At 62.7% G+C, this 18,406-nt stretch carries 20 protein-coding genes and 5 tRNA genes; 24 read left to right on the top strand and 1 reads right to left on the bottom strand.

Annotated elements, in window-relative coordinates; translation table 11 throughout:
• Positions 1-49 precede the first annotated feature (49 nt).
• The 24 genes from fabD (at position 50) to ACZ0AJ_RS11430 (ending at position 17,875) form a co-directional block, all read left to right on the top strand.
• Positions 50-985 (top strand): ACP S-malonyltransferase, encoded by a 936-nt coding sequence (fabD, locus tag ACZ0AJ_RS11545; RefSeq protein ID WP_499454612.1) that lies wholly within the window; start codon positions 50-52, stop codon positions 983-985.
• Between the two features lie 39 nt (positions 986-1,024).
• Complete coding sequence (gene fabG / locus ACZ0AJ_RS11540) at positions 1,025-1,762, top strand: 3-oxoacyl-ACP reductase FabG (protein ID WP_499454611.1); 738 nt, start codon at positions 1,025-1,027, stop codon at positions 1,760-1,762.
• 212 nt (positions 1,763-1,974) lie between these two features.
• Positions 1,975-2,214: an acyl carrier protein gene (acpP, locus tag ACZ0AJ_RS11535; RefSeq protein WP_020653257.1), complete on the top strand. Its 240-nt coding sequence runs from the start codon at positions 1,975-1,977 to the stop codon at positions 2,212-2,214.
• A 42-nt stretch (positions 2,215-2,256) separates the two neighbouring features.
• A complete protein-coding gene (gene fabF / locus ACZ0AJ_RS11530; RefSeq protein ID WP_183558217.1) occupies positions 2,257-3,504 on the top strand; it encodes a beta-ketoacyl-ACP synthase II in 1,248 nt (415 codons plus the stop codon).
• 173 nt (positions 3,505-3,677) lie between these two features.
• Positions 3,678-4,253 carry a protein YgfX gene (locus tag ACZ0AJ_RS11525; protein ID WP_499454609.1) on the top strand — a complete coding sequence of 192 codons (576 nt, stop codon included), beginning with the start codon at positions 3,678-3,680 and terminating at the stop codon, positions 4,251-4,253.
• Between the two features lie 53 nt (positions 4,254-4,306).
• Entirely contained in the window at positions 4,307-4,909 is a 603-nt protein-coding gene (gene rpoE, locus ACZ0AJ_RS11520) for an RNA polymerase sigma factor RpoE (protein WP_258834742.1), read from the top strand.
• Positions 4,910-4,981: 72 nt separating this feature from the next.
• A complete protein-coding gene (locus ACZ0AJ_RS11515) occupies positions 4,982-5,317 on the top strand; it encodes a sigma-E factor negative regulatory protein (RefSeq protein ID WP_499454607.1) in 336 nt (111 codons plus the stop codon).
• Positions 5,318-5,450: 133 nt separating this feature from the next.
• The gene (locus tag ACZ0AJ_RS11510; protein ID WP_499454605.1) at positions 5,451-6,914 is read left to right on the top strand and encodes a Do family serine endopeptidase; all 1,464 of its coding nucleotides are present in this window, start codon (positions 5,451-5,453) and stop codon (positions 6,912-6,914) included.
• Positions 6,914-7,219 (top strand): glutaredoxin family protein, encoded by a 306-nt coding sequence (locus tag ACZ0AJ_RS11505; RefSeq protein ID WP_499454603.1) that lies wholly within the window; start codon positions 6,914-6,916, stop codon positions 7,217-7,219. Before ACZ0AJ_RS11510 ends, ACZ0AJ_RS11505 begins: the two co-directional genes overlap by 1 nt.
• A gap of 181 nt (positions 7,220-7,400) precedes the next feature.
• Complete coding sequence (gene lepA, locus ACZ0AJ_RS11500; RefSeq protein ID WP_183558236.1) at positions 7,401-9,194, top strand: translation elongation factor 4; 1,794 nt, start codon at positions 7,401-7,403, stop codon at positions 9,192-9,194.
• Entirely contained in the window at positions 9,194-10,123 is a 930-nt protein-coding gene (gene lepB / locus ACZ0AJ_RS11495) for a signal peptidase I (RefSeq protein WP_183558239.1), read from the top strand. The genes lepA and lepB overlap by 1 nt, the downstream gene beginning before the upstream one ends.
• A 10-nt stretch (positions 10,124-10,133) precedes the next feature.
• Complete coding sequence (locus ACZ0AJ_RS11490; protein WP_499454601.1) at positions 10,134-10,520, top strand: DUF4845 domain-containing protein; 387 nt, start codon at positions 10,134-10,136, stop codon at positions 10,518-10,520.
• A 68-nt stretch (positions 10,521-10,588) separates the two neighbouring features.
• On the top strand, positions 10,589-11,407 hold the full coding sequence (gene rnc / locus ACZ0AJ_RS11485) for a ribonuclease III (protein WP_499454877.1): 819 nt from the start codon (positions 10,589-10,591) through the stop codon (positions 11,405-11,407).
• On the top strand, positions 11,404-12,300 hold the full coding sequence (gene era, locus ACZ0AJ_RS11480; protein WP_332530878.1) for a GTPase Era: 897 nt from the start codon (positions 11,404-11,406) through the stop codon (positions 12,298-12,300). The genes rnc and era overlap by 4 nt, the downstream gene beginning before the upstream one ends.
• A gap of 24 nt (positions 12,301-12,324) precedes the next feature.
• The gene (gene recO, locus ACZ0AJ_RS11475; RefSeq protein WP_499454600.1) at positions 12,325-13,155 is read left to right on the top strand and encodes a DNA repair protein RecO; all 831 of its coding nucleotides are present in this window, start codon (positions 12,325-12,327) and stop codon (positions 13,153-13,155) included.
• Positions 13,156-13,170: 15 nt separating this feature from the next.
• Positions 13,171-13,953: a pyridoxine 5'-phosphate synthase gene (pdxJ, locus tag ACZ0AJ_RS11470; protein WP_499454599.1), complete on the top strand. Its 783-nt coding sequence runs from the start codon at positions 13,171-13,173 to the stop codon at positions 13,951-13,953.
• Positions 13,950-14,357 (top strand): holo-ACP synthase, encoded by a 408-nt coding sequence (acpS, locus tag ACZ0AJ_RS11465; RefSeq protein WP_499454874.1) that lies wholly within the window; start codon positions 13,950-13,952, stop codon positions 14,355-14,357. Before pdxJ ends, acpS begins: the two co-directional genes overlap by 4 nt.
• 18 nt (positions 14,358-14,375) lie before the next feature.
• Complete coding sequence (uvrC, locus tag ACZ0AJ_RS11460; RefSeq protein WP_499454597.1) at positions 14,376-16,376, top strand: excinuclease ABC subunit UvrC; 2,001 nt, start codon at positions 14,376-14,378, stop codon at positions 16,374-16,376.
• Positions 16,377-16,575: 199 nt separating this feature from the next.
• Positions 16,576-17,154 (top strand): CDP-diacylglycerol--glycerol-3-phosphate 3-phosphatidyltransferase, encoded by a 579-nt coding sequence (gene pgsA, locus ACZ0AJ_RS11455; RefSeq protein WP_499454596.1) that lies wholly within the window; start codon positions 16,576-16,578, stop codon positions 17,152-17,154.
• An 87-nt stretch (positions 17,155-17,241) separates the two neighbouring features.
• A tRNA-Gly gene (locus tag ACZ0AJ_RS11450) sits at positions 17,242-17,317 on the top strand.
• A gap of 67 nt (positions 17,318-17,384) precedes the next feature.
• Positions 17,385-17,460 (top strand) — tRNA-Gly (locus ACZ0AJ_RS11445).
• Between the two features lie 76 nt (positions 17,461-17,536).
• Positions 17,537-17,612 (top strand) — tRNA-Gly (locus ACZ0AJ_RS11440).
• A gap of 37 nt (positions 17,613-17,649) precedes the next feature.
• A tRNA-Gly gene (locus ACZ0AJ_RS11435) sits at positions 17,650-17,725 on the top strand.
• 76 nt (positions 17,726-17,801) lie between these two features.
• Positions 17,802-17,875: transfer RNA gene (locus ACZ0AJ_RS11430), tRNA-Cys, on the top strand.
• Positions 17,876-17,955: 80 nt separating this feature from the next.
• Here the strand turns inward: ACZ0AJ_RS11430 and ACZ0AJ_RS11425 are convergent.
• Positions 17,956-18,363, bottom strand: a complete 408-nt coding sequence (locus ACZ0AJ_RS11425) for a hypothetical protein (RefSeq protein ID WP_499454595.1) — start codon at positions 18,361-18,363, stop codon at positions 17,956-17,958.
• Positions 18,364-18,406: the final 43 nt, after the last annotated feature.

Genomic DNA, 18,406 nt, shown 5'->3' with positions numbered 1-18,406 from the left:
CGCACACCGCGCGGCACTTCCAAGAACCCATTACTACGGAACTATCACGATGAGCAACTTCGCATTCCTGTTTACCGGACAAGGCGCCCAGGCAGTGGGCATGTTGAACGGTTTCGCCGGCAACCCGGTTGTCGACCGCACCGTGCAAGAAGCCTCCGACGCCCTTGGCTTCGATCTGCAGCGCCTGATCGCTGACGGACCGAAAGAAGACCTCGATCTCACCACCAACACCCAACCCGTCATGCTGACCGCCGCTGTGGCCGTGTACCGCGCCTGGATCGCGGCCGGGGGTCCGATCCCGTCCGTTGTTGCTGGCCACAGCCTGGGCGAATACTCGGCGCTGGTCGCCGCTGGCGTGATCCCGTTTGCCGACGCCGTGCCGCTGGTGCGCTTTCGCGCGCAGTCGATGCAGGACGCGGTGCCGGTCGGGCAGGGCGGCATGGCCGTCATCCTCGGCCTGCAAGCCGACGACGTGCGCGCCGTCTGTGCCGAAGCAGCCCAGGGCGAGGTCGTCGAAGCGGTCAACTTCAACGAGCCGACCCAGATCGTGATCGCCGGCCACACGGCTGCGGTCGAGCGCGCCTGCGAGATCGCCAAGGCGAAGGGCGCCAAGCGCGCCATGAAGCTGTCGGTCTCGGCGCCGTTCCACTCGTCGCTGCTCAAGCCCGCATCGGACCGCCTGCGTGAGTACATGCGCACGCTGACCTTTGTCGTGCCACAGATCCCTGTCATCAACAACGTCGATGTCGTCGTGTTGAACGATCCGGAGCAGATCAAGGATGCGCTGGTGCGCCAGGCCGCCGGTCCGGTACGCTGGGTCGAGACGATGCAGAAGATGGCGCAGGACGGCGTCACGCAGGTCATCGAGTGCGCACCGAGCAAGACGCTCGTGGGCATGGCCAAACGCATCGACCCGGCGCTGGTCGGCGACGCGCTGGTCGACCAGGCCGCGCTCGAGCGCGTGCTGGCCACGTTCAACGCGTAACGCCGGCGCAGCACCAACAACCCCAACAAGAGGACCACCATGAATCTGGAAAACCAAGTCGCCCTGATCAGCGGCGCATCGCGCGGCATCGGCAAGGCCATCGCTCTCGAACTGGCCCGCCAGGGCGCGAAAGTCGTCGGCACGGCCACCAGCGACGCCGGCGCGCAGGCGATCTCGGACTACCTGGCGCCGTTCGGCGGCAAGGGCGTCGTCCTGAACGTGCTCGACAGCGAGCGCTGCACGGCCGTCGTGGCGGATGTGCAGAAGGAATTCGGCAGCCTGTCGATCCTCGTGAACAATGCCGGCATTACCCAGGACAACCTGGCCATGCGCATGAAAGACGAAGAGTGGGATGGCGTGATCGCCACCAACCTGACCGCGGTTGGCCGCCTGTCGCGCCTGGTGCTGCGCGGGATGATGAAGGCCAAGGCCGGCCGCATCATCAACATCACGTCGGTGGTGGGCGCCTCGGGCAACCCGGGCCAGATGAACTATGCGGCGGCCAAGGCCGGCGTGGCCGGCATGACCCGCGCGCTGGCGCGCGAGATCGGCAGCCGCAACATCACCGTCAATTGCGTCGCGCCGGGCTTCATCGATACCGACATGACCAAGTCGCTGGGCGACGACCAGCACGCTGCACTGCTGACCCAGATTCCGCTGGGCCGCCTGGGCCAGCCGGAAGACATTGCCCATGCGGTGGCGTTCCTGGCCGGACCGCAAGCGGCCTATATCACGGGCACCGAGCTGCACGTGAACGGCGGCATGTACATGAATTAAGTATATTAAGCATCAAGCAGGAAATCAGCAGCAATAGAGGGAAGGATTGCACGATAATTGGCCCCGTTTGAACAGGACGATATCGGTGCAATCCCGACTTTTAGCAGGACTTTCCGGCGAGTTAGGCGCAGTCGCCGAAAATAGTTTTTCAGGTCGCAAACCTGATAAAATGCGCGCACTTTCCGCAACACATACCTTAATGGAGCTACAACATGTCGGATATCGAACAACGCGTTAAAAAAATCGTCGCTGAGCAACTGGGTGTTGCTGAAGCAGACATCAAAATCGAATCCTCGTTCGTTGACGACCTCGGTGCTGACTCGCTGGACACCGTCGAGCTGGTGATGGCTCTGGAAGATGAGTTCGAAATGGAAATCCCTGACGAACAGGCTGAGAAGATCACCACCGTCAAACAAGCCATCGACTACGCTACCGCGCACGTCAAAGCCTGAGTCGGGTCTGAGTAGTCGCTTTACAGTTTTTGGGAGAATCGCTTGAGTCGTTCACGCAACCGCCGTGTCGTCGTCACTGGCCTGGGTTGCATTTCACCAATCGGTAACACCGTTACCGAAGCGTGGGATGCAGCGCTGGCTGGCAAGTCGGGTATTGCCGCCATCACCAAGTTTGATGCGTCGCAATTCACGACCCACTTCGCTGGTGAAGTAAAGAACTTCGTCGTCGAGGATTACCTGCCGGGCAAAGAAGGCCGCCATATGGATAGCTTTATCCATTACGGTATGGCAGCCGGTATCCAGGCCCTGCAGGATTCGGGTCTGGTTGTCACCGAAGACAATGCGGACCGCATTGGCGTGGTGATCGGCTCTGGCATCGGCGGCTTGCCGCTGATCGAAGCCACCAAAGAGGAATACACGAACCGCGGCGCACGCCGTATTTCGCCATTCTTCGTGCCAGCCTCGATCATCAACATGATCTCGGGCGATCTCTCGATCAAGTTCGGCCTGCGTGGCCCGAACCTGGCCATCGTTACCGCTTGTACCACTGGCCTGCACAGTATTGGCGCGGCAGCGCGCCTGATCGAATACGGCGACGCCGATGTGATGATCGCGGGCGGCGCCGAGTCGACCGTGTCGCCACTGGGCCTGGGCGGTTTCGCCTCGGCACGTGCGCTGTCGACCCGCAACGATGATCCGGCCACGGCCTCGCGTCCCTGGGACCGCGACCGCGACGGCTTCGTGCTGGGCGAGGGCGCCGGTGTCATGGTCGTCGAAGAGTATGAACACGCTGTCGCGCGCGGCGCCCGCATCTATGCTGAAGTCATCGGCTTCGGCATGAGTGCGGATGCCAACCACATCACCTCGCCGGTCGAGGATGGCAGTGGCGCGGCACGTTGCATGGTCAATGCCCTCAACAACGCCGGCATCAATGCCGACCAGGTGCAGTACGTGAATGCGCACGGCACCTCGACGCCATTGGGCGATGCCGCAGAAGTGCGCGGCATCAAGCGCGTGTTTGGCGACCATGCCAAGAAGATTGTCGTGAATTCGACCAAGTCGATGACCGGTCACCTGCTCGGTGGCGCCGGCGGCCTGGAATCGGTGTTCACGGTACTGGCGATCCATAACCAGATCTCGCCGCCGACGATCAACATCTTCAACCAGGATCCCGAGTGCGACCTGGACTTCTGCGCCAACACGGCGCGTGAGATGAAGATCGATTACGCGGTAAAGAACTCGTTCGGTTTCGGCGGTACCAACGGTACGCTCGTTTTCGCGAAAATCTGAACTTGACCAGCCCCATCCCGGTCGAACGGGATGGGCGCTTTTGTAGCCCGGTGCATTGTCCGCTTGTTGTTCTACAGCGGTGATGTTCCGGTGCTTGCGGCAACGTCCGCAGCTTGCCCGCCGGGCCAGCCGATTCTTGTTATTCATGCTTCCCCCGTTGTATGAACTGTGCGGTGTCTGTCATCGTCCGGCCGTCGCCTTGCCTGTACTGGCTCTGCGCCGGGTTCGGCGGCGCCCTCATTGCGACCGCCCTGGTCATCGGCCTCGGCACGCCCCAACGCTTTGCGCTTGGCGGCCTCGTCGCCCTTGTGCCGCTGGCCGGCGCTGCGGCGCTGGGGTGGCCACTGGTCCTGGCACGTCATCGTCATCGTCATCGTCTACAGGCTTGCTCACAGGCTGATTCCCATGCACTTTTGCCCAAATTTGGAACGGCGCACCGCCTTGATATTTCTGGACTTGGGCAGCTACGCCTGACGGTACAACAAGAGATGCGTGCAGCCAGCGCGGCGGGCGCACCGCACGTAGCGGGTTCATCCGAACCCACGTCCGAAGGCGTTGCGGTGACGCTGCTGCCAGGGGCCACGGTCTGGCCGGGCTGCATCCTGCTGCGTCTGCGCACGGCGGCTGGCAAGACCGTAACGCTCGTCGTACTGCCCGACAGCATGTCGCCAGGCGACTTTCGTGCGCTGTCCGTGGCTGTACGGTCGTTGGCGCAGGATGCGCGGGCCGAAGCGACAAAAATACTTTGAACTTATTGCAGGGGATCAACTCTTAGGAGAGGGTCGCCAATGGGGCATGGTCCGTGACGACAGAACGCGAGAGTGATCAAGTGCTGGTGGAGCGCGTACAGGCAGGGGAGCAGAAGGCGTTCGATCTGCTCGTCTCCAAGTACCAGCGCCGCTTGATGCGTTTGGTGTCGCGTCTTGTTCACGATCCGGCGGAAGCCGAAGACGTCGTGCAGGAAACGTTCATCAAGGCCTATCGGGCACTGCGCCATTTTCGCGGTGATTCTGCATTTTATACCTGGCTGTATCGGATAGGCATCAACACGGCCAAGAATTACCTGGTGACCCAGGGCAGGCGTGCGCCGACCTCGACCGAGACCGACGCCGAAGGGGCCGAAGGCTTCGACGATGCGGACAGTCTGCGTGACATTAATACGCCAGAGTCAATGTTGGCCAGTAAGCAGATCGCTCACACGGTGAACGCGGCCATGGAAGCGCTACCCCTGGAACTACGCACGGCAATTGTCTTGCGCGAAATAGAAGGACTCAGCTACGAAGAAATATCCGAAGTCATGGCCTGTCCCATCGGTACGGTACGCAGCCGTATTTTTCGGGCGCGCGAAGTCATTGCCGACAAATTGCGGCCTTTGCTTGAATTTCCGGTTGACAAACGACGGTAGGTAGCGGGATCGTACGAACACAGCATTAAGATTGAACTTACCGTGAACACACCGACGTCGACGGACACTCCGATGGACACCAACGAGACACTACGCGCGCATATCTCCGCACTGGTCGACGGCGAATTGCCGCAGGCCGATGCCGAGCTGGCGTTCGCCGCACTTCAGGAAAGGGATGGCAGAACCGCGTGGGACCGGTATCACCTGATCAGGGACACGCTGCGCGCGACGCCGGCGCCAGCGTTGTCGCCCGGCTTTGCCGAACGGCTGGCGGCGCGTCTGGCGGCGGAGTCGGGAGCATTGGCACCCGAGAATGGCGGCAGCGCCGATGGCCACAATGGCAGTGCCAATGGCACCACCGAGTCAACACGCCAGGCCGCCATCCTCGCCAAGCCCGGCACTTCCTGAGCCGCGCTTCCTCCTCAGGTCAAGCTGTCACACAGTGCAGCCCTGGCCGTCCTGCACGCGACGCCTGGAGACGCGACAAAGCGCCGTTTTTGGCTTACCATTTGGCCAATCTTAGCCATTCAACAGCGAATCCATGACCAGTAAAACTGCCAGCCTGCTCTTGTCGGCACTGCTCGTGTCCGGCACCTCTGCACTCACCCTGTCGCCTGCGTATGCCGCTGGCGCCGCGCCTGTGTCCGCGCCCACCGTCACGGGCTTGCCCGACTTCACCGATGTGATCGACAAGGTCGGCCCGGCCGTCGTGAACATCCGCACCACCGAGCGCGTCAGCACGCGCGGCGGGGCACCCGGCGAAGAAGAAATGCAGGAATTCTTGCGCCGCTTCTTCGGTGGCCAGATGCCCCCACGTGGCGGCCGGCGCGGCCCGCCGCAAGCCGAAGAAGAACGTGAAGTCCAGCGCGGCGTCGGCTCCGGCTTCATCATTTCGGGCGACGGTTACGTGCTGACCAATGCCCACGTCGTCGAAGGCGCTGACGAAGTCACGGTCACGCTGACCGACCGGCGCGAGTTCAAGGCTAAGGTGCTGGGCGCCGACCGCCGCTCTGATGTTGCCCTGCTCAAGCTGACGGCCACCAACCTGCCGTACCTGCGCACGGGCGACTCCAGCAAGATCCGTGTCGGCGAATGGGTGCTGGCGATCGGCTCGCCATTCGGCCTCGAAAACACGGTCACGGCCGGCATCATTTCGGCCAAGTCGCGCGACACGGGCGAATACCTGCCGCTGATCCAGAGCGATGTGGCCGTCAATCCCGGCAACTCGGGTGGTCCGTTAATCAATATGCGCGGCGAAGTCATCGGCATCAATTCGCAGATCGCCACGCTGTCCGGCGCGTACAACGGCATCTCGTTCGCGGTACCGATCGATGAAGTCACGCGCGTTTCCGAGCAACTCAAGGCCACCGGCAAGGTCACACGGGGCCGCATCGGCGTGCAGATCAGCGAAGTCACGCGCGACGTGGCCGAATCGCTGGGCTTGGGCAAGGCGCGCGGCGCCGAAGTGTCGATGGTCGAGGCGGGCGGGCCGGCCGAGAAGGGCGGCATCAAGGTCGGCGACATCATCCTGGCCTTCAACAAGCAGCCGGTCGAGACCACGCGCGACCTGCCACGCCTGGTGGGCGCCGCCAAGGTCGGCAGCCGCGCCAGCGTCACCGTCTGGCGCCGCGGCGCGCAGGTCGAAGTGCCGGTCACGATCGTCGAGCTGCAGGACGAGAAATCGACGCCGGGCAAGCCCGCCGCCAAAAAGCCGGCACAGGGCGCGACGGCCAATGCGTTTGGCTTGACCTTGTCGGCCATCCCGCAGGCCGACCGCCGCCAGCTGGGCGTGGAGGGCGGCGTGCTGGTCGAGAGCGCGACGGGCGCTGCAGCCAGCGCCGGCATCGAGCCAGGCGACGTGCTCCTGCAGTGGAATAACACGCCGCTGACGAGCGTCGAACAGTTCGCGGGCCTGCTCGCCAAGCATGACAAGGCGAAGCCGGTGGCGTTGCTGGTGCAACGCGATGGCGCCACGCAATACCTGACCATCAAGCCGCGTCCCTGATGCGCCCAGTGCCCGCCGCGCCACCAGCATCGTTCACGCTGTATGCGCGCGGGTATTGCCACCTGTGCGACGACATGCTGGCAGCGCTGCAGGCTCTGGAAACACCTTCGCAGCCATTCGCCATCACTGTGGTCGACGTCGACGCCGATCCCGCGCTGGTGTCGCGCTTCGACGAGCTGGTGCCGGTGCTGTATGGCGCACTCGACCAGCCCGAGCTGTGCCATTACTTCCTCGACCGCGCCGCGGTGCTGGCCTACCTCGAGGGGCAGACCCGAAATCCCGTTGGGCGTCCCGAAATCCGGTAAAATGCCGGGTTGGCGTGTTTCAAGACGGCCCTCCCCAGAATTGTTTGCTTTGCCATGGCGCTCGCCTGGGGACCGGCACGGCCCCGGCGCGGCGCTTTTTCTGTTTGCCGCGCGCGGCACGTGCACCCTGATTCAGTCGTATCCGCCGCATTCGCGGTCTATTTGGTTTTGAGCTCTGTTAATGAACAACATACGTAACTTCTCCATCATCGCCCACATCGACCACGGTAAATCGACCCTGGCTGACCGCATCATTCAGCTGTGCGGCGGCTTGTCGGACCGTGAAATGGATGCCCAGGTGCTCGATTCGATGGACCTGGAACGCGAGCGCGGCATCACCATCAAGGCCCAGACCGCGGCCCTGCATTACAAGGCGCGCGATGGCCAGGTCTATAACCTGAACCTGATCGACACCCCGGGTCACGTCGACTTCTCGTACGAAGTAAGCCGCTCGCTGTCCGCCTGCGAAGGCGCGCTGCTGGTGGTCGACGCGTCGCAGGGCGTGGAAGCGCAGACGGTCGCCAACTGCTACACCGCACTCGACCTGGGCGTCGAAGTGGTGCCGATCCTGAACAAGATCGACCTGCCGCACGCCGACCCGGACAACGCGCGCAAGGAAATCGAAGACGTCATCGGCATCGACGCCAGCGACGCGACGATGTGCTCGGCCAAGACGGGCCTGGGGATCGAAGACGTGCTGGAAACGCTGATCGCCCGCGTGCCGCCACCGAAAGGCGACGCCGATGCGCCGCTGCAGGCGCTGATCGTCGACTCGTGGTACGACCCGTACGTCGGCGTCGTGATGCTGGTGCGCGTGATCAACGGCACGCTGCGCCCGAAAGACAAGATTCTCCTGATGGCGACCGGTTCGGTGAACCTGGTCGAAAGTATTGGTGTGTTCACGCCGCGTTCGGTCTCGCTGCCGTCGCTGTCGGCTGGCCAGGTGGGCTTCATCATCGCCGGCATCAAGGAACTGACCGCCGCGAAGGTCGGCGATACGGTGACCCTGGCCAACAAGCCCGCTGCTGAACCACTGCCGGGCTTCAAGGAAGTCCAGCCACAAGTGTTTGCCGGCCTGTTCCCGGTCGAAGCCAACCAGTACGACGCGCTGCGCGATTCGCTGGAAAAGCTCAAGCTGAATGACGCCGCTTTGATGTACGAGCCGGAAGTCTCGCAGGCGCTGGGCTTCGGCTTCCGCTGCGGCTTCCTGGGCCTGTTGCACATGGAAATCGTGCAGGAGCGCCTCGAGCGCGAATTCGACATGGACCTGATCACGACGGCCCCGACCGTGGTGTACGAAGTCGAAATGCGCGACGGCACCATGATCCGCGTCGACAATCCATCGAAGATGCCGGAACCGTCAAAAATCAACGAAGTGCGCGAGCCGATCGTCGACGTCAATCTGTACATGCCGCAAGAATACGTGGGCGCCGTGATGACGCTGTGTAACGGCAAGCGCGGCATCCAGATGGACATGGCCTACCACGGCCGCCAGGTGAAACTGCACTACGAAATCCCGATGGCCGAGATCGTGCTGGACTTCTTCGATCGCCTGAAGTCGACCTCGCGCGGTTACGCATCGATGGATTACGAGTTCAAGGAAAACCGCGCCGCCGACGTCGTCAAGGTCGATATGCTGATCAACAGCGAGAAGGTCGATGCGCTGGCGATCATCGTGCACCGTGCCAACGCGCCGTACCGTGGCCGTCAGGTGGCTGCGAAAATGCGCGAACTGATTCCGCGCCAGATGTTCGACGTGGCGATCCAGGCCGCTATTGGCGCGACGATCATTTCGCGTGAAAACGTGAAAGCGCTGCGCAAGAACGTGCTGGCCAAGTGCTACGGCGGCGACATTTCCCGTAAAAAGAAACTGCTCGAGAAGCAAAAGGCAGGCAAGAAGCGCATGAAGCAGGTCGGTTCGGTGGAGATTCCACAAGAAGCGTTCCTGGCGATCCTCCAGGTGGAAGACAAATAATGAACCTGCAACCCGTGTTGAGCAATTTCGCCCTGATCCTGTTCGTGCTGATGGTCATCACGGGCATCATCTGGTGCCTGGACCGGTTTGTGTTGGCAAAGCAACGCCGGCGTGCCGCCGATGCCGCGCTGCGTGAGTACGATGCGCGCAACGCCAAGCTGGTGGCCGAGGGCATCAAGGTCGACCACAACGGCAACCGCGCCGCGATCGAAGCGGCGCACGTGCGCCAGCCGACCTGGGTCGAGTATTCGGGCAGCTTCTTCCCGGTGATTGCGATGGTGTTCATCCTGCGTTCGTTCCTGTGGGAGCCGTTCAAGATCCCGTCGTCGTCGATGGTGCCGACGCTGCTGGTGGGCGACTTCATCCTGGTGAACAAGTACACCTACGGTATCCGCCTGCCGATCATCAACAAAAAAATTATCCAGATCAATGACCCGCAGCGGGGCGACGTGATGGTGTTTAAATATCCAAAGGACATGAGCCAGGATTACATCAAGCGCGTCGTCGGCGTGCCTGGTGATACCATCACCTACGAAGACAAGCGCTTGACCGTCAATGGCAAGGCCGTCGAGTACACGCCGCTGGACGATTACCTGGACGACCAGCATCCGGTCTACCACAAGCAGCTCGAAGAAAAACTGCCGAGCCCGGGCGGCTTCACGCAACACCGCATCCTGAACACGGCCGATCGTCGCAACTTTGACTTCCCCAGCGTCGAGCAGTTCCCACTGCGCGAAGCCTGCGACTACACGGAAGACAAATTCACCTGCGTCGTGCCGGCCGGCCAGTATTTCATGATGGGCGATAACCGCGACAATAGCGCCGATAGCCGCTACTGGGGCTTCGTGCCGGACCGGAATATCGTGGGCAAGGCATTCGTCGTCTGGATGAACTTTGGCAACTTCAAGCGCGTTGGCGGCATTCACTAAAGGGGTGCGTATGGTCCGGAGCAAACAGCAGGGCGTCACCTTGACCGGCCTGATCGTGGCCCTTGCGGTGATCGGCCTTGTGCTGGTCTTTGCAATGCGCATGATTCCGGCCTATATCGAGTACAACGCGATCAAGACTGCCATCGTCAAGACCAAGGCCGAAGGCGGCACCGTGCGCGCGATGCAGGCGGCGTTCGATCGCAATACCAGCATCAACGACGTCGAAGCCATCCGCGGCACCGACCTGATCTTCACACGCGACGATGGCGACCTCGAAATCAGCTTCGCCTACGAAAAACGCCTGCCCCTGGCCGGCAACGTCAGCATCCTCATCGATTTTTCCGGCACCACGGACCCGAGCGGCATTGTCGCCGAGGCCAGCACCGCCGCACCGTAACCGTACTTTCACGCCATATGGACTTCGTGGCAGGGCGCCTGGCGCCGGCCACGCACACGACACCGACAATGAATCATCAAGTATTGCAGACGCGCTTGGGCTATACATTCCGGGATGCCGGGCTGCTTCAGCAAGCCCTGACCCACCGTAGCCATAGCACGCTGCATAACGAGCGCCTCGAATTTCTGGGCGACTCGATCCTGAACTGCGTCGTCGCCTCGATCCTGTACGAACGCTATCGGGGCCTGGATGAGGGCGACCTGTCGCGCCTGCGCGCCAATCTCGTCAAGCAGCAGGCGCTGTTCGAGATTGCCCAGAAGCTCGACCTGTCGCAGTTCCTGCGGCTGGGCGAGGGCGAACTGAAATCGGGGGGCTTCCGCCGGCCGTCGATCCTGGCCGACACGCTCGAAGCCCTGCTGGGCGCGATCTTCCTCGATGCCGGCTTCGACAGCGCGCGCGATGTCATCCGCGCCTTCTATATTCCGCTGCTCGACACGGTTGACCCCGGTACGCTGGGCAAGGACGCCAAGACGCTGCTGCAGGAATTCCTGCAAGCCAAGCGGATCGCGCTGCCGACGTATAATGTGGTGGCCACGCACGGCGCCGCGCACAGCCAGGAATTCGAAGTCGAATGCCTGGTGCCCAAATTGAGTGTGCAAGTGTTCGGGCGCGGTGGCAGCCGCCGCGCCGCCGAACAGGCTGCGGCCAGCCTGGCCCTGGGCGCTGCCCAGAAAGCGCTGGCCAAGTCGCCCGTCAGCCGCAAGGCCAAGCCGCGCACGGCCCAGCTCAAGCTGGCCGGCATCGCCACCAATCAGGGCGGCGCCCCAGACCAATCCTTGGCGCCGGCTGCGGCAAAGCCAGAACAACCAGGAAGCAAAAAAGCATGAACGCCATCCCCGACAATTTCCGCTGCGGCTATATCGCCATCGTCGGCCGTCCAAACGTCGGCAAGTCGACGCTGATGAACGTCCTGATCGGCGCCAAGGTGTCGATCACGTCGCGCAAGGCGCAGACCACCCGCCACCGCATCACCGGCATCCAGACCCGCGACGATGCCCAGTTCATCTACGTCGACACGCCGGGCTTCCAGACCCGGCACGCCAACGCGCTGAACAAGACGCTCAACAAGACCGTCTCGAACACGCTGATCTCGGCCGACGTCGTGCTGTACCTGCTCGAAGCCGGCACCTTCGGCCCGGCCGACCAGCAAGTGCTGGAACTGTTGCCAAAGAACGTGCCAGTGATCCTGGTGCTGAACAAGTCCGACCACGTCAAGGACAAGGCCGTCTTGATGCCGTTCGCGCAAAAGATCGCCGCGATGCGCGAATTTGCCGCCGTCGTGCCAGTCTCTGCCAAACTGCGCTTCCAGATTGATGCGCTGGAAAACGAGATCAAGAACCACCTGCCGCAGAATGCGCCCGTGTTTGGTCCGGACGACATCACCGACCGCAGCGAAAAGTTCCTCGCCGCCGAGATCGTCCGTGAAAAAGTATTCCGCCTGTCGGGTGACGAATTGCCGTACACCAGCACCGTGTTGATCGAGCAGTTCCTGCAAGAGGGCAATCTGCGCCGCGTGTTCGCCGCCATCCTGGTCGAGCGCGACACCCATAAATCGATGATCATCGGTAACAAGGGTGCGCGCCTGAAAGAAATCTCGACGCAGTCGCGCCTCGATATGGAAAAACTGTTCGGCGGCCCCGTGTACCTGGAAATCTGGGTCAAGGTCAAATCGGGCTGGGCCGACAATGAAATGGGCCTGCGCGCCTACGGTTACGAATAAGTTCCCGGAGCGCGCCCACACAGCATGCCGAGCCACGATGACCTGATCGACGACGCGCCCGAGCAGGCGGCGCCACCGCCCGCCAAGCGGACCCGCGCGTCGGGCAGCGCATCGGCCAACGCATCTTCCAGGACCTCGGCGCGTGACGGCCGTGTAATCGGCCAGCCCGGCTTCGTGCTGCACAGCTATCCCTACAAAGAAACCAGCCTGATCATCGACATGTTCACGCGCGACCATGGTCGCGTGGGTGTCGTGGCCAAGGGTGCCAAGCGCCCGTTTTCCAAGCTGCGTGGCGTGCTGCAAACCTTCCAGCCGCTGTCCGTGTCGTGGAGCGGCAAATCCGAACTGCGCACGCTGATCGACGCCGAGTGGGTCGGCGGCATGCTCCCGCTGGAGCGCACGGCGCTGCTGTGCGGCTTTTACCTCAACGAACTCCTCGTCAAACTGCTGGCGCGCGACGACCGCCATCCGGCCCTGTTCGACCACTATGTCTCGACCTTGAACCAGTTGGCGCACGGCGAACCTGCGCAAATTGTCTTGCGAAAATTCGAACGGGCCTTACTTAAGGAGACAGGGGTTGCTGCCGACCTGAGCCGCTGTACGACCACGCGCAGTCGTGTGGAGGCGGGCGGTGACTATGTGGTGGACCCCGAACGCGGCGCGCGCGAGGCTGGTGCCGGCGAAGTCTGGCCGGTGGTGCTGGGCAAGACGCTGCTGGACATGGAGCGCGAAGACTATACTGACCCGGCCACGCAGGCGCAGAGCAAGCAATTGATGCGCTTCCTGCTGGCGCACCACCTGGGCGGCCAGCCGCTCAATACGCGCCAGATCCTGATCGACTTGATGCAACTGTAAAGCAGACCAAACACCATGAGCTTCCTGAATCCCGTTGGCCAGGTGATCGACCTGGGCGTGAACATCGACCACATCGCCACCGTGCGCAATGCGCGCGGCACGACCTACCCGGACCCGCTGCGCGGCGCGCTGCTGGCCGAGCAGGCCGGCGCCGACCTGATCACGCTGCACCTGCGTGAAGACCGCCGCCACATCCGCGACGCCGACGTGATCGCGCTGCGTCCGCTGCTGGCCACCCGCATGAACCTGGAAGCGGCCGTCACGCGCGAAATGGTCGACTTCGCCTGCCGCGTCAAGCCGCAGGACGTGTGCCTGGTGCCCGAGCGACGCGAAGAAGTCACGACCGAAGGCGGTCTCGATGTCGTGCGCTACTACAACGAGGTCGAGGCGGCCGTACAGCAGCTGAAGGCTGAAGGCATCCGCGTGTCGCTCTTCATCGATGCCGATGCGCGCCAGATCGAAGCCGCCGCCGCCGTCGGCGCAACTGTCATCGAGCTGCACACGGGCCGCTATGCCGAGGCTACGCCGGACGAAGTGGCGCACGAGCTCGAACGCATCCGGGTTGGCGCGCGCGAAGGCGTTCAGCGCGGCCTGCGCGTGAATGCCGGCCACGGCCTGCACTACACCAACGTCCAGCCGATCGCGGCCATCAAGGACCTCCACGAGCTGAACATCGGCCATGCCATCGTCGGCCACGCCTTGTTTGTGGGCTTTGAAAACGCCGTGCGCGAGATGAAAGCGATCATGGTCGCGGCGCGCCTGGGCACGGCCTATACGAGCGGGACCGGGCCGGCATGATCTACGGCATCGGCACCGACATCGTCCAGATTTCGCGCGTGGAAGCGGCGCTCGCACGCAGCGGTCCGCGCTTCGCCGAAAAAGTGCTGGGCCCGCAAGAGCTGGCCAAGTACCACGCCCGCAGCGCCAAGAACGCGGTGCGCGGCCTGCGTTTCCTGGCCACCCGTTTTTCGGCCAAGGAAGCGTTCTCGAAAGCCATCGGTACCGGGATCCGCATGCCGATGACGTGGCGCTCGATGCAGATGCTCAATGCTCCGAGCGGCAAGCCGATGATCGTCTGCAGCGGTGCGCTCGAAGCATTCATGCAAGAAAACCGGCTCAGCGCCCAGGTGTCGATCAGCGACGAGGCCGATTACGGCGTCGCATTTGTCATCGTTACCCAGGCTCCCGCGCCAACAGCCTGACCCCTTTTCAAGAGATTCATGTCCGAAGCAAAGCCCGTCGTACCAACCACGCTGACCGACAGCGGTGTCGAACTCACGCCCGAACTGACGGCGCGCCTGGGGCGCGAACGCCTGGCGGAGGCGCGTGATCAGTCGCGCGCCGAGGCCAACCGCGAACTGAGTCCGAAGGTCGAGCCCGACGTGCGCGCGCAGGTGCTCGCGACCGTCAATCGCCTGCCGGGCCTGCCTGGTGTGTATCGCTACTTCGATGCGGCCGAGAACGTGCTGTACGTGGGCAAGGCGCGCAACCTGAAGAACCGCGTTTCGAGCTATTTCCAGAAGAACCTGTCGAGCCCGCGCATCGCGATGATGGTGTCGCAGATTGCGCGCCTGGAAACGACGATCGTCAGCAGCGAGGCCGAAGCGCTGATCCTCGAAAACAACCTGATCAAGTCGCTCAAGCCGCGTTACAACATCCTGTTTCGCGACGATAAATCGTACCCGTACATCAAGATCACGGGCGGCGAAGCGCCGCGCATGGCGTATTACCGCGGCGCGCTCGACAAGCGCAACCAGTACTTCGGCCCGTTTCCGAGTGCGTGGGCAGCCAAGGAATCGATCCAGCTGCTGCAGCGCGTCTTCATGCTGCGTACCTGCGAAGACAGCGTGTATGCCAACCGCACGCGGCCGTGCCTGCTGCACCAGATCGGCCGCTGCAGCGCGCCGTGCGTCAAGCTGATCGAGCCGGAGCAGTACAAGCTCGACGTCGAGAACGCCGCGCGCTTCCTGCGCGGGCGCCAGAGCGAAGTCATGGCGGATCTGCAGAACAAGATGCAGACCTACGCGATGGACCTGAAGTTCGAACAGGCGGCCGGCGTGCGCAACCAGATCCAGGCGCTGTCGAAAGTGCTGCACGCGCAAAGCATGGAAACCGTGGGCGACGCCGATGTCGACGTTATTGCCGTGGTGCTGCAGGGCGGGCGCGCCTGCGTCAACCTGGCGATGGTGCGCGGCGGGCGGCACCTGGGCGACCGCGCCTACTTCCCGAGCCATGTCGGCGAGTCGCTGGGCGAATGCCCGCTCGACGTCGAGGTGCTGTGCGCGTTCCTGGCGCAGCACTATGCGGGCCAGTTCATCCCGGGCACGCTGATCCTGAACGTGGAGTTCGACCAGCCCGAGCTGATCCTGGCGCTTAGCGAGCAGTGCGGTCACCGAATCAACCTCGTGCTGCAGCCGGGCGGCCAGCGCCGCCAGTGGCTCGAGATGGCGCAGAAGGGCGGCGAGATCGCGCTGGCGCGCCTGCTGTCCGAGCAGGGCTCGCAGCAATTGCGCACGCGAGCGCTGGCCGACACGCTGGGGCTGGAGACCGACGATCTCGACTCACTAAGGATCGAATGCTTCGACATCAGCCACACGGCAGGCGAGGCGACGCAGGCGTCGTGCGTGGTGTTCCACCACCACGCGATGCAGAACGGCGAGTATCGGCGGTTCAACATCAACGGCATCACGCCGGGCGACGATTACGCAGCGATGCGGCAAGTGCTGATGCGCCGCTACGAAAAGGTAGCGGCCGAGGTGCTGGCCGGCGCCGGCGTGATGCCCGACATCGTGCTGGTCGACGGCGGCAAGGGCCAGGTCGAGATGGCGCGCCAGGTGTTTACCGAGCTGGGGCTGGACCTGTCGATGATCGTCGGCGTGGCCAAGGGGGAAGGGCGCCGCGTGGGCCTGGAAACCCTGATTTTCGCCGATGGCCGTCCGGCGCAGGAGCTGGGCAAGGAATCGGCAGCGCTGATGCTGGTGGCCCTGATCCGCGACGAGGCGCACCGCTTCGCCATCACCGGCATGCGCGCCAAGCGCGCCAAGGCGCGTCAGGCGTCGCGCCTGGAAGAGATCGAAGGTATCGGTGCCAAACGCCGCCAGCGCCTTCTGGCGCGCTTTGGTGGCCTGCGCGGGGTCATCGACGCCAGTGTCGAAGACCTGATGACGGTCGAGGGCATTTCGAGCGCGTTGGCCGAAGAAATTTACCGGCAATTGCACTGAAGGTTGGCAGAGAGACGCGGCGCTCTGCGGCGCCGCCAATCTCTGCAGCCGGTGTCAACCGGCACCGTGCCACAGCCGTTGAGCTTGCACGCACCGCAGCGTCCGCTGTTCGTCGACATTACCGACGAGTCAACTGGCCCAAACCCCCTTAGCCATGTAGACTTACGGCCAAGCATTTTCCACGGTAATCAGCTCCCCCATGCCTTTAAATATCCCGATTCTCCTGACCTGGTTACGTGTCGCCCTGATTCCGCTGGTGGTCGGATTGTTCTATCTTCCCTCTGACTGGATGAGCATGACGGACCGTAATCTGGCCGCCACGTCCGTCTTCATCGTGGCTGCCATCACCGACTGGTTCGACGGCTTCCTGGCCCGCCGCTGGAACGAAACCTCGGCCTTCGGCGCCTTCCTCGACCCGGTCGCCGACAAGCTGATGGTGGCCGTGGCGCTGCTCGTACTGGTCCAGCTCGACCGCGTCGACGCCATCATCGCCAGCATCATCATCGGCCGCGAAATCACGATCTCGGCACTGCGCGAATGGATGGCCCAGATCGGCGCGACGCGCTCGGTCGCGGTCAGCTCGATCGGCAAGATCAAGACGGCCGCCCAGATGACGGCGATCCCGATGCTGCTGTTCCACGACCGCCTGTTCGGCATCGATATCCACTTCTGGGGCGAGTACCTGCTGTGGATCGCGGGCGTGCTGACCGTGTGGTCGATGTTCTACTACCTGCGCCGCGCCTGGCCCCTGATCAAGGAAAAAGCGGGCCCGATTTAATTAGTTTCCGAGCATCCTTGACGTACGGAATAGAATCTCTATAATGCCTGCCTGTTGCGACAACAACGCGACAGATTGAAAGACGAAGCGGGAGTAGCTCAGTTGGTAGAGCGCAACCTTGCCAAGGTTGAGGTCGAGAGTTCGAGCCTCTTCTCCCGCTCCAAAGATTGCAAAGTTGGCACGCGATCTTGGAAAAACGTCTGAAACCTGTCATAATCGTTGTTCTGTACGCGGGAGTAGCTCAGTTGGTAGAGCGCAACCTTGCCAAGGTTGAGGTCGAGAGTTCGAGCCTCTTCTCCCGCTCCAGTTTCGGCTGGTTGTTGCAGAACGTAGCATTGGCGTAGTAAAGCAGTAGATGTGATCAGTAATTGCATGGCTCTAAGCGGGAGTAGCTCAGTTGGTAGAGCGCAACCTTGCCAAGGTTGAGGTCGAGAGTTCGAGCCTCTTCTCCCGCTCCAGTGTCTTGCAAATGGCGTAGTAACGTAGTACTCCCCAGCGGGAGTAGCTCAGTTGGTAGAGCGCAACCTTGCCAAGGTTGAGGTCGAGAGTTCGAGCCTCTTCTCCCGCTCCAGAATTCCAGGAAGATCCATTCTTCCCTTGTCGATGCGGTGCATAACCGCCCGCATCACGAGTGCATCAAATCCTCTGGCGAGGTAGCAAAGCGGTTATGCAGCGGCCTGCAAAGCCGTCTAGGTCGGTTCGACTCCGATCCTCGCCTCCAGAACGTATCGCACGGGCCCTTTCAGGGCCCGTTTTGCGTTTGCGCAGACGATACTGTCGATTTCGCCGCGACCCAGCGCTTCAGCCACAGAGCGGCGGCTGATACCCACGCAATTGCACGGCGGCCAGCGGCCGGATCCTGACGCCGCACCGGTGCGACGAGATGATGGCCGCCAGTGCCGATAACACCTCGCGCCCAATCCCGTGGTCACCGTCATCGACGCGCGGCGACACGTGATGCAACGCGCTGAGAATGCAGGCATTCTCGGCCCGGTGCTCCGCCAGTCCGGCATACCGGACCTCCTCCATCACACGCTCTTCATCCCGGAATGCCGTTTCGGTCCCTGCCACCAGGTCGGCCCAGCCAGCTGCGAAGCAGGCTTCCGGCTGCGCTGCCAGCGCATCGATCTGGCGGCACAATTGCGTGTGCGTGTGCCGAAGGGCAGTACCGAGGGCGTGCGCTGCTTCGTCGGCAGTGAGGGTGTGCATAAAGGCTCCTTGGCCGGGTGGAAACACGAAGAATGTCTGCGGG

Source organism: Telluria sp. AC161 (genome assembly GCF_979258535.1).
This window is presented reverse-complemented; position numbering and strand designations above follow the sequence as displayed.

Excerpts from the sequence above, each read along its gene's own strand:
- ACZ0AJ_RS11490 (WP_499454601.1), top strand. The coding sequence starts at position 10,134 with ATGGTCCGGAGCAAACAGCAGGGCGTCACCTTGACCGGCCTGATCGTG.
- uvrC (WP_499454597.1), top strand. The coding sequence starts at position 14,376 with ATGTCCGAAGCAAAGCCCGTCGTACCAACCACGCTGACCGACAGCGGT.
- ACZ0AJ_RS11510 (WP_499454605.1), top strand. The coding sequence starts at position 5,451 with ATGACCAGTAAAACTGCCAGCCTGCTCTTGTCGGCACTGCTCGTGTCC.
- fabD (WP_499454612.1), top strand. The coding sequence starts at position 50 with ATGAGCAACTTCGCATTCCTGTTTACCGGACAAGGCGCCCAGGCAGTG.
- recO (WP_499454600.1), top strand. The coding sequence starts at position 12,325 with ATGCCGAGCCACGATGACCTGATCGACGACGCGCCCGAGCAGGCGGCG.
- lepB (WP_183558239.1), top strand. The coding sequence starts at position 9,194 with ATGAACCTGCAACCCGTGTTGAGCAATTTCGCCCTGATCCTGTTCGTG.
- ACZ0AJ_RS11425 (WP_499454595.1), bottom strand. The coding sequence starts at position 18,363 with ATGCACACCCTCACTGCCGACGAAGCAGCGCACGCCCTCGGTACTGCC.
- acpP (WP_020653257.1), top strand. The coding sequence starts at position 1,975 with ATGTCGGATATCGAACAACGCGTTAAAAAAATCGTCGCTGAGCAACTG.
- era (WP_332530878.1), top strand. The coding sequence starts at position 11,404 with ATGAACGCCATCCCCGACAATTTCCGCTGCGGCTATATCGCCATCGTC.
- pgsA (WP_499454596.1), top strand. The coding sequence starts at position 16,576 with ATGCCTTTAAATATCCCGATTCTCCTGACCTGGTTACGTGTCGCCCTG.
- fabG (WP_499454611.1), top strand. The coding sequence starts at position 1,025 with ATGAATCTGGAAAACCAAGTCGCCCTGATCAGCGGCGCATCGCGCGGC.
- ACZ0AJ_RS11505 (WP_499454603.1), top strand. The coding sequence starts at position 6,914 with ATGCGCCCAGTGCCCGCCGCGCCACCAGCATCGTTCACGCTGTATGCG.
- rnc (WP_499454877.1), top strand. The coding sequence starts at position 10,589 with ATGAATCATCAAGTATTGCAGACGCGCTTGGGCTATACATTCCGGGAT.
- pdxJ (WP_499454599.1), top strand. The coding sequence starts at position 13,171 with ATGAGCTTCCTGAATCCCGTTGGCCAGGTGATCGACCTGGGCGTGAAC.
- acpS (WP_499454874.1), top strand. The coding sequence starts at position 13,950 with ATGATCTACGGCATCGGCACCGACATCGTCCAGATTTCGCGCGTGGAA.
- lepA (WP_183558236.1), top strand. The coding sequence starts at position 7,401 with ATGAACAACATACGTAACTTCTCCATCATCGCCCACATCGACCACGGT.
- ACZ0AJ_RS11515 (WP_499454607.1), top strand. The coding sequence starts at position 4,982 with ATGGACACCAACGAGACACTACGCGCGCATATCTCCGCACTGGTCGAC.